Source organism: Lapillicoccus sp. (assembly GCF_046595215.1).
Lineage (GTDB): Bacteria > Actinomycetota > Actinomycetes > Actinomycetales > Dermatophilaceae > Lapillicoccus.
In genome coordinates, this window is record NZ_JBKJPP010000211.1 from 14970 (window position 1) to 30840 (window position 15871).

The 15871-nt window shown below is 70.2% G+C and carries 11 protein-coding genes, 2 tRNA genes and 1 pseudogene; 2 read left to right on the forward strand and 12 right to left on the reverse strand.

All coding sequences use genetic code 11. From position 1 onward, the window contains the following. Nucleotides 1–47: 47 nt before the first annotated feature. The gene (fgd, locus tag ACLL9L_RS17820; RefSeq protein ID WP_411285993.1) at nt 48–1055 is read left to right on the forward strand and encodes a glucose-6-phosphate dehydrogenase (coenzyme-F420); all 1008 of its coding nucleotides are present in this window, start codon (nt 48–50) and stop codon (nt 1053–1055) included. Between the two features lie 5 nt (nt 1056–1060). Here fgd and ACLL9L_RS17825 read toward each other — a convergent pair whose 3' ends face one another. The 11 genes and pseudogenes from ACLL9L_RS17825 to ACLL9L_RS17875 all read right to left on the reverse strand — a co-directional run bounded on the left by ACLL9L_RS17825 (nt 1061) and on the right by ACLL9L_RS17875 (nt 13690). Continuing rightward, complete coding sequence (locus ACLL9L_RS17825) at nt 1061–1198, reverse strand: hypothetical protein (protein WP_411286004.1); 138 nt, start codon at nt 1196–1198, stop codon at nt 1061–1063. A gap of 109 nt (nt 1199–1307) precedes the next feature. Then, nucleotides 1308–2291, reverse strand: a pseudogene (locus ACLL9L_RS17830) (phosphotransferase family protein); the annotation flags it as partial. 14 nt (nt 2292–2305) lie between these two features. After that, nucleotides 2306–4933 (reverse strand): cation-translocating P-type ATPase, encoded by a 2628-nt coding sequence (locus tag ACLL9L_RS17835; protein WP_411285994.1) that lies wholly within the window; start codon nt 4931–4933, stop codon nt 2306–2308. 102 nt (nt 4934–5035) lie between these two features. Then, complete coding sequence (ppdK, locus tag ACLL9L_RS17840; protein WP_411285995.1) at nt 5036–7729, reverse strand: pyruvate, phosphate dikinase; 2694 nt, start codon at nt 7727–7729, stop codon at nt 5036–5038. 189 nt (nt 7730–7918) lie between these two features. Beyond that, nucleotides 7919–8617, reverse strand: a complete 699-nt coding sequence (locus tag ACLL9L_RS17845) for a gamma carbonic anhydrase family protein (protein ID WP_411285996.1) — start codon at nt 8615–8617, stop codon at nt 7919–7921. A 229-nt stretch (nt 8618–8846) separates the two neighbouring features. Continuing rightward, nucleotides 8847–8922: transfer RNA gene (locus tag ACLL9L_RS17850), tRNA-Glu, on the reverse strand. Nucleotides 8923–9033: 111 nt separating this feature from the next. Continuing rightward, nucleotides 9034–9105 (reverse strand) — tRNA-Gln (locus ACLL9L_RS17855). Nucleotides 9106–9238: 133 nt separating this feature from the next. Further along, nucleotides 9239–9892, reverse strand: a complete 654-nt coding sequence (locus tag ACLL9L_RS17860; protein ID WP_411285997.1) for a GNAT family N-acetyltransferase — start codon at nt 9890–9892, stop codon at nt 9239–9241. Between the two features lie 16 nt (nt 9893–9908). After that, nucleotides 9909–11495, reverse strand: coding sequence for a glutamate--tRNA ligase (gene gltX, locus ACLL9L_RS17865; protein ID WP_411285998.1), 1587 nt, complete (start codon nt 11493–11495; stop codon nt 9909–9911). Between the two features lie 33 nt (nt 11496–11528). Further along, nucleotides 11529–12869 (reverse strand): aminopeptidase C, encoded by a 1341-nt coding sequence (locus tag ACLL9L_RS17870; protein ID WP_411285999.1) that lies wholly within the window; start codon nt 12867–12869, stop codon nt 11529–11531. A 44-nt stretch (nt 12870–12913) separates the two neighbouring features. Next, the gene (locus ACLL9L_RS17875) at nt 12914–13690 is read right to left on the reverse strand and encodes a fumarylacetoacetate hydrolase family protein (RefSeq protein ID WP_411286000.1); all 777 of its coding nucleotides are present in this window, start codon (nt 13688–13690) and stop codon (nt 12914–12916) included. Nucleotides 13691–13800: 110 nt separating this feature from the next. On the opposite strand from ACLL9L_RS17875, the gene ACLL9L_RS17880 reads away from it, so the two are divergent. Next, the gene (locus ACLL9L_RS17880; RefSeq protein ID WP_411286001.1) at nt 13801–14730 is read left to right on the forward strand and encodes a 3-methyladenine DNA glycosylase; all 930 of its coding nucleotides are present in this window, start codon (nt 13801–13803) and stop codon (nt 14728–14730) included. Here the strand turns inward: ACLL9L_RS17880 and ACLL9L_RS17885 are convergent. Next, on the reverse strand, nt 14693–15871 hold a 1179-nt coding region (locus ACLL9L_RS17885; protein WP_411286002.1), incomplete at its 5' end, for a helix-turn-helix transcriptional regulator. The genes ACLL9L_RS17880 and ACLL9L_RS17885 overlap by 38 nt on opposite strands.

Below are 15871 nucleotides of genomic sequence, written 5' to 3' on the forward strand. Positions count from 1 at the left end.
CATAGGCTCGGTAGCGGCACACGTCACCAGATCGAGGAGCAGCCCCCATGACCCTGAGGATCGGCTACAAGGCCTCGGCGGAGCAGTTTGCGCCACGGCAGCTGCTCGACTACGCGGTGCAGGCCGAGCAGGTCGGGCTCGACAGCGTGATGATCTCCGACCACTTCCAGCCGTGGCGCCACCACGGTGGGCACGCGCCGTTCTCGTTGGCATGGCTGGCTGCCGTCGGGGAGCGCACGGAGCGGGTGCAGCTCGGCACGTCGGTGATGACACCGACCTTCCGCTACAACCCGGCCATCGTCGCCCAGGCGTTCGGGACGCTCGGCTCCCTCTATCCCGACCGGGTCATGCTCGGCATCGGCTCCGGGGAGGCGCTCAACGAGGTCGTCGTGGGCTCGGTCGAGCAGTGGCCGGAGTTCAAGGAGCGCTTCGCTCGCCTGCGCGAGGCGGTGACGCTGATGCGCCGGCTCTGGAGCGAGGACCGGGTGACCTTCGAGGGCGACTATTACTCGACCAGGGACGCGACCGTCTACGACAAGCCGGACCGACCGATCCCCGTCTACATCGCCGCCGGCGGGCCGCTCGTCGCCCGGTATGCCGGACGGACCGGTGACGGCTTCATCTGCACCTCGGGCAAGGGTGAGGAGCTCTACCGCGACTCGCTGCTGCCCGCCGTCGACGAGGGGCTGGAAAAGTCCGGTCGCACCCGAGACGACCTCGACCGGATGATCGAGATCAAGCTCTCCTGGGACCCCGACCACGACCAGGCCGTCGCGAACTGCCGCTTCTGGGCGGCGCTGTCGCTGACTGCCGAGCAGAAGCACGGCACCTCGGACCCCCTCGAGATGGAGCGGCTCGGCGACGAGCTGTCGGACGAGCAGGTGGCCCAGCGCTGGATCATCGCGTCCGACCCCGACGAGGTCGTCACGGCCGTCAGGCAGTACGTCGACTGGGGCTTCAACCACCTCGTCTTCCACGGGCCCGGTGACGACCAGTCGCGCTTCCTCACGACGTTCGCCGAGCAGGTCCTGCCGGGGTTGCGCGAGCTCGGCTGAGCCGTTCAGTGCCGCTCAAGTCCGCTGACGGCAAGCGCGGCGCGGAGGTGATCGACCGGGTCGTGTCGGTGGTGGGCCCGCTCGGTCTCCTCGACGTGCTCGAGGAACCGCTGGTAGGTCATGGCGGCGCACAGCTCCGACACCGGCCCGATGAGGGCCAGCCCGCTCCGGGTGGCAACCGGGCACCCGCCATCGCCAGGCCTGCGCCCAGCCGGACCGCGCCCGCTCCTGCTGGGCCGGGTCCGGCAGGCGTTCGACGAAGGCGCGGACGTCGAGCGCCGGGTTCCCGACGCGGCTGTCACACCAGTCGAGCAGGGTCAGGACGCGGCCAGCGCGCCGCCAGTTGCCCGGGTGGAGGTCACCGTGGACGAGGGTGTCCGCGAGTCCGCACGCCTCGATCCCGGCAAGGAGCCGAGGAAGGCCATCGGCCATCGCGGCGAGCGCGTCGACCTCACCGACGGACAGGCTGGCGCGTGCCCCGGGCGCGTCAAGGACGCTCCGGACGCCAGCGGAGATGGCGTCCGGGCGGCCGTCGGCCACACCCGCTGCGAGGAGGGGCGCGGCATCGTCCACGAGGGCGGCCTGGACGGCGACCCAGCGCTCCAGCATCTCGCCGATGACGCCAGCGTCGACCAGACCCCACTGGTCCTCGCCGGTCACGTGGCGCATCAGGATCGCCCGCCTCGTGGGGTCGTGCGACAGGACGACCGGCGTCAGGTGGGCGTCCACCCGCGCCACGTGCGCCATGACGACACCCTCGTCGGCAAGGAACGGCGGGACGGCCTTGAACCACACCGGCCCTGACGTGGTCCGCGCGGTGAGGACACAGGACAGGTTCCAGGTCTTTCGCTGCGTCAGGGGCCGGTCCACGTCGAGCCGTGTCCGGTGAGCGCGGTGTCGAGCCAGTCCGTGAGGTCGTCGAGTGCGCCGGGTCGCCGTCGAGGGCGGCCCCGGCCTCGGTGGAGACCGCGGCGAGGACAGGCGTCGGCGACCCCGGAGCGACCTGGGCGAGGTGGCTGACGGCTCCCCCGGCATACCGGTTCTCCGTCTTGAGGAATCGCAGGATCGTGACGTCGACGTCGAGGCGTGAGCGAGCCACGGAGACAACGTCTTGCACTTCCGGCCAGAACTGTGGCCGCACGTGAACGGTGGCAGCTGACCGAGCACCCGGCCGGCCGGGTCGGAGAGGACGAGCGTGACAAGACGTTCGTCATCGGCTGGCGCAGGCGGCGACATGTCCCGGTCCTGACTCAGCGAGGGGCCGAGGACAGTGACACGTCTGGCGGACGGGAGCGCCGCAGCCCCTGGTGGCGGGCGCCCTGCAACCGGGCCGCAACGTAGCCGAGGGCGGCGAGGGCCGAGACCGCAGCGAGCTGGCGCAGAGTGAGTGCCTCAGTGCCGAGAAGCCGCTGCAGGGGCGGGAGGTAGACGGCAAGGACCTGCAGCCCGAAGGCGGCGGCCGTGGCCCAGAGGAGGAAGGGGTTCTGCAACGTCCCGGGTCGGACGCGGACACCGATCGCCGTCCCGAGCTGGGTGGCACCAAGAGCCACGAAGAGCATGCTCTGCCATGGTCCGCCGTGCTCGTGGGCCCACCAACCGACACCGAGGCTGACGGCGGCGATCACCAGTCCGAGCATGAGGATGCGTTGCCACAGGCCGGCCCCGAGCACGCTCTGCTGCGGTGGCCGCGGCGGCATGTGCATGTTCTGGGGGTCTGCCGGCTCAGCGCCGAGCGCGACGCCGGGCAACCCGTGAGTGAGGAGGTTGACCCACAGGATCTGCGCGGGCAACAGCGGCAGGGGCAGCCCCAGCAGGGGGCCGACCAGCATGACGAGGATCTCGGCCGACCCGCCGGCCAACGCATAGAGCAGGAACCGGCGGACGTTGGCGTAGACCCGGCGGCCCTCCTCGACCGCGGCCACGACGGTTGCCAGATCGTCGTTGCCGAGGACCAGGTCGGCCGCCTGCCTTGCCACCTCCGTCCCGCGACCCCCCATCGCCACCCCGATGTCGGACCGACGTAGCGCCGGGCCGTCGTTCACCCCGTCTCCGGTCATCGCGACGACCTGGCCGGCCGATCGCCAGGCCTGGATGATGTCGAGCTTCTGCTCCGGCGTGGTCCGGGCGAAGACCCGCACCCCCGTCGGGTCCAGGCGGTCCTCCCCTGTCAACTGTCCCCCGGTAGCGACGGCGCCGTCCGGGCCGATGATACCGACGCGTTCAGCGACCGCTCGCGCTGTGGCGACATGGTCGCCGGTGATGAGGACTGGGGTGATGCCGGCGTCCCGACAGGCGGCAATCGTCACGGCCGCAGCATCCCTCGGCGGGTCCGAGATCGCGACCAGGCCGAGCAGCCGCAGGTCCACCTCCGCGGCCGCGAGATCAGCCGGCCGGTCGTCGAGCACGTCCCAGGCCACCGCCAGCACACGGTAGCCCTCGTCACCGAAGGCTGCGGCCCGGCTGACCGCCGCCGCCAGGACCGACGCGGGCTCGGCGAGCCTCGTCGGGTCCAGCAGCACCTCTGGCGCTCCCTTGCACGTCACCAGGTACCGCCCGTCCCGCAACTGGTGCCCGGTGGTCATTCGCCGACGCAGGCTGTCGAACGGGATCTCGTCAACCCGTTCGGCGTCCACGGTCAGCCGCCAGTCGGGGGCCGCGCCCGTCTCCCACTTGCCTGCAACGGCGAGCAGCGCCGCCTCGGTCGGGTCGCCCACCGCGCTCCAGCCGTCGGTCGGCGAGTTCGGGGGTTCCAGGCTGGCGTCGTTGCACAACCGGCCGGCCATGAGCAGGTCCGCGAACGCCTGTCCCGATGCCGCGGTCAGCGGCCCGTTCTCGACGCGGATCTCACCCTCCGGCGCGTAGCCGCCACCGGTGACGATCGCCTGAGCCTTCGAGGTCCACAACCGCTCGACAACCATCTTGCCCTCGGTCAGGGTTCCGGTCTTGTCCGTGGCGAGGATCGTGACCGAACCCAGCGTCTCGACAGCGGCCAGGCGGCGGACGATGGCCTGTCGGACGGCCATCCGGCGCGCACCCAGGGCGAGGCTGAGGGTGACCACGGCCGGCAGCGACTCCGGGACAGCAGCGACGACCAGGCTGATCGCCGTCACCGCCATCAGCTCGAGCGGCTGGCCCCGCAGCAGGCCGAGCAGCGCCACCAGCAGACCGAGCGCACCGGCCATCACCGCGAGGATGCGCCCCAGCCCTGCCAGTCTCTGCTGCAGAGGTGTGAGCGTCGGCCCTGCATCCAGCAGACCGGCGATCCGCCCCATCGCGCTGGTGGCGCCGGTCGCGGTGACGACGGCCACCGCGCGGCCACGCACCACGACGGTGCCTGCGCTGAGCCGATGGCGGTCGCGATCCCCGTCGCCACCTGTCTGGGAGCCCTTGTGGACCGGCACGGACTCCCCCGTGAGCGCGGCCTCGTCGACCACCAGCATGGCCGCTTCCACCACATCGCAGTCCGCGGGCACGACGTCACCCTGGGCGAGCTCCACAACGTCCCCGGGCACGATCTCGCCAGCGTCCGTCGACCGGGCGACCCCGTCCCGTCGCACGCGGGCTGAGGGCGCGACGAGGGCAGAGAGGGCAGCCACCGCGTTGTCCGCCCGCACCTCCTGGATGACCCCGACCGCCGTATTCACCACGATGACGAACGCGATGATCGTGGCGTCCGGATAGTCCCCGGTGGCCACCGTCAGAACCACCGCAACCAGCAGGACCAGGATCATCGGATCCCGCACCTGGTCGAAGACCCGGCGCCAAATCGAGATCGGACGGCGCATCCTCACGTGGTTGGGGCCGTGTCGCACACGCCGGGCCACCGCGTCCGCCTCGGACAGGCCGGGGTGCCGGGTCTCGTCAACCGCGGTAGTCATGGCCCGATGGTGCGCCACGAGTACGACCCGCGTGACGGACCTTGGTCCCGCCGATGGCTTGGACGCGTGGGCGCTGTGTCAGCGCCTCGGCCACCGTCGGACTCACCGTGAGGTGAAGGCCTGCGCCCGGCCTGCTTCCAGCCTGGCCACCGGCACGCGGTATGGCGAGCACGAGACGTAGTCCAGTCCGATGCGGTGGAAGAAGTGGATGGACTCGGGATCCCCGCCGTGCTCGCCGCAGACGCCGAGCTTCAGGCCGGGCCGGGTCCTGCGGCCCTCGGTCGCCGCGATCTCGATGAGCCGGCCGACGCCGTCGACGTCCAGGCTCTCGAAGGGCGAGACCATGAAGACGCCCTTGTCGAGATAGGCGGCAAAGAAGGCTGCCTCGACGTCGTCCCGGGAGAAGCCCCAGGTCGTCTGGGTCAGGTCGTTGGTCCCGAACGAGAAGAACTCCGCCGCCTCGGCGATCCGGGTGGCGGTCAGCGCGGCTCTGGGGAGCTCGATCATGGTCCCGATCGGGATGGTCTGGGCGACCCCGGTCTCGGCAGCGACGGCGTGAAGGATGCCGTCGGCCTCGTCGCGAATGAGGAACAGCTCCATGACCGACCCGACGAGCGGCACCATGATCTCGACCTTCGGGTGGCCGCCGGCCTGGGCCCGCGCCGCAGCGGCCTCGGCGATGGCGCGCACCTGCAGGGCGAAGAGGCCGGGGATGACGAGCCCGAGTCGCACGCCGCGCAGCCCGAGCATCGGGTTGCTCTCGTGCAGGCGTTCCACCGCGGCGAGCAGCTGCTCGTCGGCGGGGTCGCTGGTGCCGGCGGCTCGGGCGAGAGCGACCTTGACGGACAGCTCGGTCCGGTCGGGCAGGAACTCGTGCAGCGGGGGGTCCAGCAGCCGGATGGTGACCGGGAGGCCGTCCATGGCCTCCAGCAGCTCGGTGAAGTCGGCGCGTTGCAGCGGCAGCAGCTGGTCCAGGATGATCTGCCGCTCGCCGGCGTTCTTGGCCAGGATGACCTGTTCGATGAGGACGCGGCGCTCGCCGAGGAACATGTGCTCGGTGCGGCACAGGCCGATCCCCTGGGCGCCGTTGTCCCGGGCCCGGCTGGCGTCCTCCGCGTTGTCCGCGTTGGCCCGCACTGCCAGCCGTCGGATGGTGTCGGCGTGGGAGAGCAGCCGGTCGACCGACCGGACGAGATCGGCGATCGCCTCGTCGACATCCTCGGTGGCCACCTGCAGACCGCTCTGGAGGTAGGTGGCGACCGGTGACGGGACGACCTGCATCTCGCCGAGGAATACCTCGCCGGTGGTTCCGTCGATGCTCAGCAGGTCTCCTTCGGCGATGGTGACCTCACCCACCCGGGCCGTGCGGGAGTCCGCGTCGACGGACAGCGCCTCGACACCGCATACGCAGGTCTTGCCCATGCCCCGGGCGACGACGGCAGCGTGGCTGGTCTTGCCTCCGCGGGCGGTCAGCACCCCTTCCGCGACGATCATGCCCTCGAGGTCGTCGGGATTGGTCTCCTTGCGGACCAGGACGACGACGTCGCCCCGCGCGACGGCCTCGACGGCGGCCGCAGAGTCGAAGACGGCCTTCCCGACGGCTGCCCCGGGCGAGGCTGCCATGCCCCTGGCGAGCAGGGTCCGCGGGGTCGCGGGGTCGAACTGCGGGAACATCAGCTGGGCGAGCTGGGCCCCGCTGACGCGGGTCAGGGCCTCGTCCATGGTGATCAGCTGCTCGTCGACGAGCTGGGTGGCGATCCGGAAGGCGGCGCCCGCGGTGCGCTTGCCGACCCTGGTCTGCAGCATCCAGAGCTTGCCGCGCTCGATGGTGAACTCGATGTCGCACAGGTCGCGATAGTGGGTCTCCAGTCGGCGCATCGCCTTGCGCAGCTGCTGGTGCGACGTCGGGTCGAGCTCCTCCAGGTCCTGGAGGTTGAGGGTGTTACGGATTCCCGCAACCACGTCCTCACCCTGGGCGTTGACCAGGTAGTCGCCGTAGGCGCCGGTCTGCCCGGTGGCGGGGTCACGCGTGAAGGCCACGCCGGTGCCGCTGGTGTCACCCATGTTGCCGAACACCATGGTGCAGATGTTGACGGCTGTGCCGAGGCCCTGGGGGATCCGCTCGCGTCGGCGGTAGAGCCGAGCCCGGTCGGTATTCCAGGAGTCGAACACGGCGCGGATGGCCCGGTCGAGCTGCTCGCGCGGATGCTGCGGGAAGTCCTCTCCCGAGTGCTCCTTCACCGAGGCCTTGAACTGCTCGACCAGAGCCTGCAGATCCGCCACGCTCAGGTCGACGTCGCTGTCGTAGCCCCGGTCGTCCTTGAGCTCTTCCAACGGCCTGGAGAAGACGGCACCGTCGATGTCCAGGACCGTCTTGCCGAACATCTGCAGCAGGCGGCGGTAGGAGTCCCACGCGAAGCGCTCGTCGCCACTGGCTTCGGTCAGACCCTTGACGCTCGCGTCGTTCAGGCCGATGTTGAGCACCGTCTCCATCATCCCCGGCATCGAGTGCATCGCCCCGGAACGGACGCTCACCAGCAGCGGGTCGTGGCGATCCCCGAGGCGCCGGCCGAGCGTGTCCTCGAGCTGGCGCAACGCCATCGTCACCTGGACCCGCAGGTCAGCCGGCTCGGTGCCGGCAAGCAGGTAGGAGCGGCACGCCTCGGTGGTGATCGTGAAACCGGGCGGCACCGGCAGGCCCAGCCGCGTCATCTCGGCCAGGTTTGCTCCTTTGCCGCCGAGCAGCTCTTTCTGGTCCTTGTTGCCCTCGGTGAAGTCGTACACGAACTGCGTCATGTGGCTCACGTCCCTCTCTAGAGGCTGAACCCCGTTGGAGGACATGCGGTCAGGCGGCGCGGGCCGTCTGAAGGGGGTTTTCCGTCGAAGCGTAGCGGGGCTGGCAATACCGATCGGGGGGTTGCCGCCGCCGGCCGCAATGGCCCCGGCCTTCGACCCGCCGCCCCCATCCGGGGATCATCCGAGATCTCAGACTGGCCCCTCAGGCAGGTGACCATGCTGACCCGGGGCAATGACGCGGTCCTTGTGGTGCAGCGCCAGCCCTCGGGCGTAACGACGGGCGATGTCAGGCATGGTGTTGTCGGACTCACCGACCCCGAAGACCGTGCCCGCGTAGTCCAGCGGACCGATCAGCTCGAGGATGCGTTCCCACTCGCCCGGTGGGACGAGCTCAGCCGGATCACCGCCGGCGAACCACCCCATCGGCACGGCGACACCAGCCTTCACGACGGTGTTCACATAGACCACCGCATGGAACTCGACCTCCGCCCCGAGCTCGACACGAGCCCCGTTGAACACCAGTGCCCCGGTCGCGATCCGACTCTCCCCCTCGATCACGCAGCCCGTCAAGGAGGCGTGCGAGCCGATGAGCACATGGTCGCCCAGCCGGGTCGGGTGCCGCGGCACTCCCCGGATGACGGCGTTCTCCATGATCACGCAGTTCGCGCCAATCTCCACCGGGCCACCCTCCGCGGTGACCACCGCGCCGAACATCACCCGACTGTGCGGACCGACGCTCACGTCACCGCACAACACCGCAGTCGGCGCGATGTATGCCGACTCGGCCACCCGGGGGCTCTTCATCCGGTGCGTCACGAACACCGCATCACGACCCACCGCCCTCGGCGTCGTCGTGTATTCGTCGCTCGTGTACTCCTCTGTCGTCATGTCAGCCTCCAGGACCGTCACACCGCATCGCCAGCGCGGTCCCGCGGGCCGCCTCGCCCTGTCGCGCTCACCTCAGGACCCGCATCAGAGGGCTTCGACCCTACACCGGGCCCCCCAGCGCGACAATGCCTCCGGCGCGGTGTGCGCGTCGCGGCCGGGGGGTCCCGGCGCGCGGGCAGGGGGCCCGACACCTGCAGTCAGCGGGACCCTGTCGGACAGAGGGTCCCGGTGGTAGCCCCGACGGGATTCGAACCCGCGCTACCGCCTTGAGAGGGCGGCGTGCTAGGCCGCTACACAACGGGGCCCTAGCTGCGTCCTCGGCCGCGCGCGGCCTCCGGACAACGGAGGAAACCTTACCGCGAGGCAGGCCTTTCTCCGAATCGACGTCGCTCCCGAAAGGGAGACGGGCCGTTGCGCTGGGGTACCAGGACTCGAACCTAGAACAACTGAACCAGAATCAGCCGTGTTGCCAATTACACCATACCCCAAGGGGGTACCGCCTTCCGCGTGTCACGTGCAACCTTCGGAGGAGGCGAACCGAGCAACGATACTACCGGGCCGCTTCGCGACAACCCAAATCAGCGGCGCGTATGCCGTGCGATCCCTCTGTCCCGACCCGGGTCAGAGCCCGAAGTACGGGCGGCAGGCCTCGAACCCCTCGATCGTCACGGCCGGGCGGGCCCGTGACGTCCAGACCGACCGGGACATCCGCAGGTGGACCATCTCGTCCCGGCTGTCGCCGCGCGGGTGCAGCTGCACGCCGTTGTCGGCGTACCCGAGGGAGCGCGAGACGCCAAGGGACGCGTGGTTGTCGCGCCAGGCCGACGTGACCGCCGCTTCGGCGCCGAGGGCCCCGAAGGCGAGCGCAAGCACCGCCGCCCGCGCCTGTGTGCCCCACCCTCTCCCCCGGGCGTCCGGCACCAGCCATGACGCGGTGTCGACCGTGCGCGTCGAGCGGAAGCCCGGGCCCTCGAGGGTCTGGGAGCCGACCAGACCCCCGTCGTGGACCACGGCGAAGGACAGGATCCACTCGTCCGGGGTCCACGTCCCCAGGGCCCGCCACCATCCCTGCAGGATCGCGGCCCGCCGGTTGAGAGGTTCGTCCACGGCATACCGGGTCGCACCCGGGTCGAGCTCGAGGTCGTCCGGGACTCGGGCCGCGAGCGCGAGGCAGTCGCTCTCCCTGGCCGGACGCAGCTCGAGCTGCGCCGTGCCGAGCCGGAGCCCGAAGAGCGGCCAGGGCAAGGCAACCGGGCCCTCCGACGACCCGTTCATCACGGCAGCCGCGACGTCAGAGCGAGGAGCGCAGGGAGTGCAACCGGGCCAGCGTCGAGGTCTTGCCGAGGATCTCCATCGACTCGAAGAGCGGCGGGGAGATGCGCTGACCGGAGACCGCTGTGCGCAACGGTCCGAAAGCGAGCTTTGCCTTGATGCCCAGACCGTCGACGACCGCTGCCCGGAGGGTCGACTCGATCGCCGCGGCGTTCCAGCCGCTCTCGGAGCCGAGCACGCCGTGAGCGTGGTCGTCGATGTCTGCCAACGCCGCGATGGCGGTGTCCAGCACCTGACCCGAGTCGTCCCTGAGCTGGGCCCGGGCATCGTCGGCGATCTCGAGCTGGTCGTCGGCGACGAAGAACGGACGCACCAGCGGCGCGGCCTCTGACAGCAGGGTGATCCGGGTCTGGATGAGTGCGGCGACCTGCTCGAGCCGGCCGAGCTCGCCGAGCGACGGGGAGCCCGACAGGACCCCGTCCTGCTCGAGGTGCGGGAGCAGCCGCGAGGTGAAGGTCTTGACCTCGAGCCCACGGATGTAGACCCCGTTGAGCCAGTCGAGCTTCTTGAGGTCGAAGATCGGGCCGACGGGGTTGACCTTGCGCCAGTCGAAGCCTGTCGAGAACTGCTCGAAGGTGAACACCTCACGGTCGGCGCCCTCGGCGTCCGTCGTGGGCGGATAGGCCAACAGGGCCAGGAAGTTGACGAGCGCCTCGGGCAGATAACCCTGCTCGCGGAACCACGTGAGCCGCGCCGCGGGATTCTTGCGCTTGCTGATCTTGGACTTGTCCTCGTTGCGCAGCAACGGCATGTGCGCGAACTGCGGCTCCGCCAGCCCCAGCCAGCGGTGCAGCAGCAGGTGCTTCGGGGTGGAGCTGATCCACTCCTCGCCGCGCACCACGTGGGTGATGCCCATCTCGTGGTCGTCGACGACGACGGCGAGGTGGTAGGTCGGGAATCCGTCGGCCTTGAGGATGACCTGGTCATCCGGGTGCGGCGCGTTGACCTCGCCCCGGATGAGGTCGGTGAACCGGGTGGGGGCGTCGTCGGGGACGAGCATCCGCACGACGGGGATCGCCGTGTAGCCGGGCAGCTCGGCGCGCTGCTCGGCCGTCTTGTCAACGCACATGCGGTCGTAGCCGGTCGGCTTCTTGGCCTTCTGCTGCTGTTCGCGCATCTGCGCGAGGCGCTCGGTCGAGCACCAGCAGTGGTAGGCCCTGCCATCGGCGAGCAGCCGCTCGACGTAGGGGCGGTAGGTCTCGAGCCGCTCGGACTGGCGGTAGGGCGCGAAGGGGCCACCGATGTCCGGCCCCTCGTCCCAGCTCAGGCCGAGCCAGTGAAGGGTGTCGAAGACCTGCTGCTCGCTGTCCTGCTGGAAGCGGGCCCGGTCGGTGTCCTCGATGCGCAGGACGAACGACCCCCCCTGCTGCCGGGCGAAAGCCAGGTTGAACAGCGACATGTATGCCGTGCCGACGTGCGGGTCGCCGGTCGGCGACGGCGCCACGCGCAGCCGGACCGGTCCGTGCGGGCTGCCACTGGTCGCGTGCTGCCGCGGGTCGTGGGGAGGCTCGGGCGCGGTGTCGTCGGGTGTGTTGGCGTTGCTCATGGTGGCCATCACCCTAGTGCTCCGCCGCCGGGGTCAGCCGTCGGCCAGTGCGCCCATGGGGTCCCACGCGGGCAGCACGATCGGCTCGGCATCGAGGGCGGCCTGCAGGTCGGCGGGCAGGGCGTCTCGCCGGACGGCGATCTCGAAGACGTGCTCGGCGAACCAGCTGTCGTTCATCGTCCAGAAGCCCTTGTCGCCCTTCTCCTCCCCCCAGCTGTTCTCGACCCGCCAGCGACGCGAGGTGCCGTCAACGACGTCGACGCCGGTGAGGAGCATCGCGTGGGTCATTGCCGAAGCCCGGTGGAGCAGCCGGTCGGCCTTGGCGAAGTCGGTGGTGTGACCATAGACGGCGTCGTAGTCGAAGAGTTGCGCGTCCCAGACCCCATCGTCCTTGGCGGACATCTGGCCCACGTCGCACCCGAACCAGACCGGCTCCCCACCGACGATGGCCTCGCGGGCCAGTCGCTTGATGAGGTCCATCTCGACGTTGAGGTAGACGACCGGCGTGCCGTCGGCGACGTTGCCGAGGAACTCGACGGTGAAGGTGCGCCCCCGGGGGCTGCTCGGCCGGGGGTCGTCGACGAGGCAGACGTAGTCGTCGACGGGGAGGCCGACGTAGCGGTTCGCGAAGTCCTGCGGGGTCATCTCCTCGTCGCGGTGGAAGCCCTTGTCCTTGTCGGCCCACTGCCAGCGCACCGTCTGCGGCGGGGTGCCGAGGTGGAACGAGAGCATCTTGTGGACGACCTGGAGGGTCTCGGCCTTGAGCTCGCGCAGCGAGGAGATGTCCTCCCCGGAGGCGGCCTGCGCCCGCAGGTCTCGGGCGGCCTGGCGCAGCACCGCCGACAGGTCGCGGTTGAGCTGGGAGGTCGACGAGGAGGCGACGGTCTCCGGCATCGCGGCCTGGGGCACGAGACCGTGCTTGCGCACGAGGGCGACGAACATGTTCCACTGTCCGCCGTCGCCCGTGGGGTCCGTCAGGAGGTGGGCGACGCTCCGGTCGTCCACCTCACGGTCGGCGGTCTCGAGGATCCCTTCGAGCCAGAAGTTGGCCTTCTCCAGCTTGTCCCAGAACAACAGGTGGTTCTGGGAGAACTGGAAGTCCTTGACGCCCATCTTCGCGGCAGCGCCCACGCGCAGCAGGTTCAACCCGGCGAAGAGCCAGCATCGGCCGCTCCGCTTCTGGTTGGTCACGGCCCAGTCGTCGAGCTGGTGCGACATCGACCGCTCCAGGGAGATGGCGAGCGCGTGGTCCATCGCGATCTCGTCAACCTGGTTGCGGGTCAGGGCGTTCTGGAGGAGGCGGTGCTGCGGGTCGGCCGCGAACTCCTTCGCCAGTCGCTCGATCTCGTGCGTGGTCAGCTCACCGGTCGTCATCGCCCAACCGTAGCCCTGTCGCCCGGCGCCAGACAAAGGCCCGGTCAGCGCCGGACGAAGGGGTTGTCCAGCGTGCCGATGCCCTCGATCTCGACGCTCACCCGCTGGCCCGGCTGGACCGGACCGACCCCCGCCGGGGTGCCCGTGAGGATGACGTCGCCAGGCAGCAGCGTGAAGGCGGCCGAGGCGTGGGCGACGAGCGCCGCGACGCCGTGGACCATGTCGGCGGTCGTGCAGTCCTGGACGATCTCGCCGTCCAGTGTCGTCGTGAGGCGCAGGTCGGCCGGGTCGAGCTCGGTCTCGATCCACGGTCCGAGGGGGCAGAAGGAGTCGAAGCCCTTGGCCCGCGCCCACTGGCCGTCCGACGCCTGGAGGTCACGCGCCGTGACGTCGTTGGCGACGGTGTAACCCCAGATGCACTCCCCCGCGTCCTCGACCCGGACGTCCTTGCAGATCTTGGCGATGACGACGGCCAGCTCGCCCTCGTAGTGCACGTTCTGGCTCTGTCGCGGCATGACGACGGGGTCACCCGGCCCGACGACCGCGGTGTTGGGGATGAGGAACATCAACGGCTCCTGCGGGACGTCACCCCCCATCTCCTGGGCATGGTCGGCGTAGTTGCGGCCGATGCCGACGACCTTGCTGCGCGGGATGACCGGGGCGAGCAGCCTCACCTCGTCCAGGGCGATGGTCGTGTTGCCGGGAACGATGCCGACATACAACGGGTCTCCCTGAAGCGCGATGATCACCTCACGACCGGGCTCACCCTCGACGATCCCGTATGCCGGGTCCTCACCTGTCGTGTACCTCGCTATTCGCACGCCCCAACCATAGAGGCACCCTGCCGGAGGCTCCATGAAGGACGCAGGTCAGCCGGGGTCTGTCGGCGGGTGTCAGGCGCTCCTGCCCGGGCTCGTTAGGGTGGGTCCTCGTGACCGTGGTGCTGCAGGCGAAGGAGTGGCGGGCCCTCGAACGGGCCCACGGCGCACGGGTCGACGCCGCCACCGCGTCCTATCGCGCCCGCCGGGAGGACGGCCGCAAGCACCCTGTCGAGGACTTCCTCTTCACCTACTACGCCCACAGGCCTGCCGCGCTACGCCGGTGGCACCCCGGAGCCGGGGTGGTCCTGCGCGGCGCCGCGGGTGACGAACGAGCCGGCTGGCGCTTCTACCGCAGCGCCGGACCCGATGTCGGCCTCGACGGGGACCGCTTCCTCGAGGACCGTGGTTCGACCGTGCGGTTCATCCGGGCGCTGCTGGGGCACACCCTCGAGCGCCCGGCCCACCTCGGCTGTTTCGGGCTGCACGAGTGGGCCATGGTGTACCGCCTCCCGAAGGAGCAGGTGCGGCACGCCGACTGGCCCCTGCGTCTCGGGAGCGCCGGCACCGACGCCGTCGTCGAGACCCACCAGGTCAGGTGCTCGCACTTCGACGCCTACCGGTTCTTCACACCTGCGGCGCAACCGCTGAACGCCCGTCTGCCGACACGTGACTCACAGATCACCATGGAGCAACCGGGCTGCCTGCACGCCGGGATGGACTGCTACAAGTGGGCCTACAAGCTGACCCCGGCGGTGCCGAGCGACCTCGTTGCCGACTGCTTCGACCTCGCCCGCGAGGCTCGGGTCCTCGACATGCGGGCCGCGCCCTATGACCTCAGCGAGCTGGGCTACGACCCGGTGCGGATCGAGACCCCGGCCGGCAAGACGGCATACGTCGAAGCGCAGCGAGGGTTGTCGCGTCGCTCGCAGGAGCTGCGACGTCGGCTCGTCGCGGTCTGCGACGATCTCCTGGCTGAAGGGCAGGACCAGGACCGGACGCCGACTACTGCTGTTCGGGAGAGGCTGCCACCAGCAGGCTGAGCTCGCTTCGACTGCTGATGGCGAGCTTTGTGTAGGCGTGGCGCAGGTGGCATTCGACGGTCTTCGGGCTGAGGAACAGCGCGGCTGCCGCAGCACGGGTGGTCCGGCCGGCAACCAGGAGCATCACGATCTGGCGTTCCCTCGGTGTCAGGAGGTCCACGCCACTGACTCCGAGACGTGCCGCTGTCTCCCCGGTGGACTCGAGCTCGTCGGCAGCGGTCTGGGCCCACGGGCGGGCTCCGAGCCGCTCGAAGGTGGCCAGCGCCTGGGGCAGCTGTGCCCGGGCGTGCACCCGGCGCCGAGCCCGCCTCAACCGGGTGCCGAAGACCAGCCGGGTCCGGGCCGACTCGAAGAGATCTGGGGTCAGGGCATGCAGGTCGAGGGCGCGTCCAAAGACGTCGTCAAGCTCGGTGTCAGGTGCAAGGATTCCCTCGATCCGGGCTGCCCGGGCAAGCGACCAGGGTTGGCCCTTGGCGTGAGCACGAGACGCATGGATCTGCGACACCTCTCGCGCCCGGGCCTCGCGGCCGGTGCGCATCAACGCCTCCACGAGCTCCGGGGCCGGTGAGACGTCGACGTCGCGAATGCCCACGGCGTCCAGCCAGGCGTGGAGGTCGATCAGGCCCTCAACGGCCTCTTTCATCCGCCCTGATGCCAGGTCGAGCTCGCCGAGCGCGAACCGGGCCCAGATGCAGGCGATGTTGATGTGCCTCGGAACCGCCACTGTCAAGGCCCGTTGCGCGTGGCGGCGGCAGTCCTCCTCGAGGCCCTGACGCGCCTCGAGCCACGCGAGTCCGGCCAGCGAGGTCGCCTCATCGGTCTCGTGTCCGAACTCCTCGGCCAGGGCGATGGACTCGAGGTACTCAGAGGCGGCGCTCACCCACCGGTCCGTCGTCGCGCCGTCACGGGCCAGGTGGAACAGCAGCCGCGGCAGCGCACCGACTGCCGTCTCTGCCCGGGCCGCCTCGACCGCCTGCAGGCTCGCTCGCGTTGCTCCGCTCTCGCGCAACCACAACAGGCCGAGGACAACCCACGTCGAGTCAAGCGCGGTCTGCGGATCAGCAGCAACCAGACTGAACAGACGCACCCCCTCCCGGATGTGGTCGGCTCCGTCCCGGCCGTCCAGCACCCGGGCCATCCC

Coding starts and splice junctions, on each gene's coding strand:
- ACLL9L_RS17835 (WP_411285994.1), bottom strand. CDS start 4,933: ATGACTACCGCGGTTGACGAGACCCGGCACCCCGGCCTGTCCGAGGCG.
- ACLL9L_RS17870 (WP_411285999.1), bottom strand. CDS start 12,869: ATGACGACCGGTGAGCTGACCACGCACGAGATCGAGCGACTGGCGAAG.
- ACLL9L_RS17845 (WP_411285996.1), bottom strand. CDS start 8,617: ATGACGACAGAGGAGTACACGAGCGACGAATACACGACGACGCCGAGG.
- ACLL9L_RS17860 (WP_411285997.1), bottom strand. CDS start 9,892: ATGAACGGGTCGTCGGAGGGCCCGGTTGCCTTGCCCTGGCCGCTCTTC.
- gltX (WP_411285998.1), bottom strand. CDS start 11,495: ATGAGCAACGCCAACACACCCGACGACACCGCGCCCGAGCCTCCCCAC.
- ppdK (WP_411285995.1), bottom strand. CDS start 7,729: ATGACGCAGTTCGTGTACGACTTCACCGAGGGCAACAAGGACCAGAAA.
- fgd (WP_411285993.1), top strand. CDS start 48: ATGACCCTGAGGATCGGCTACAAGGCCTCGGCGGAGCAGTTTGCGCCA.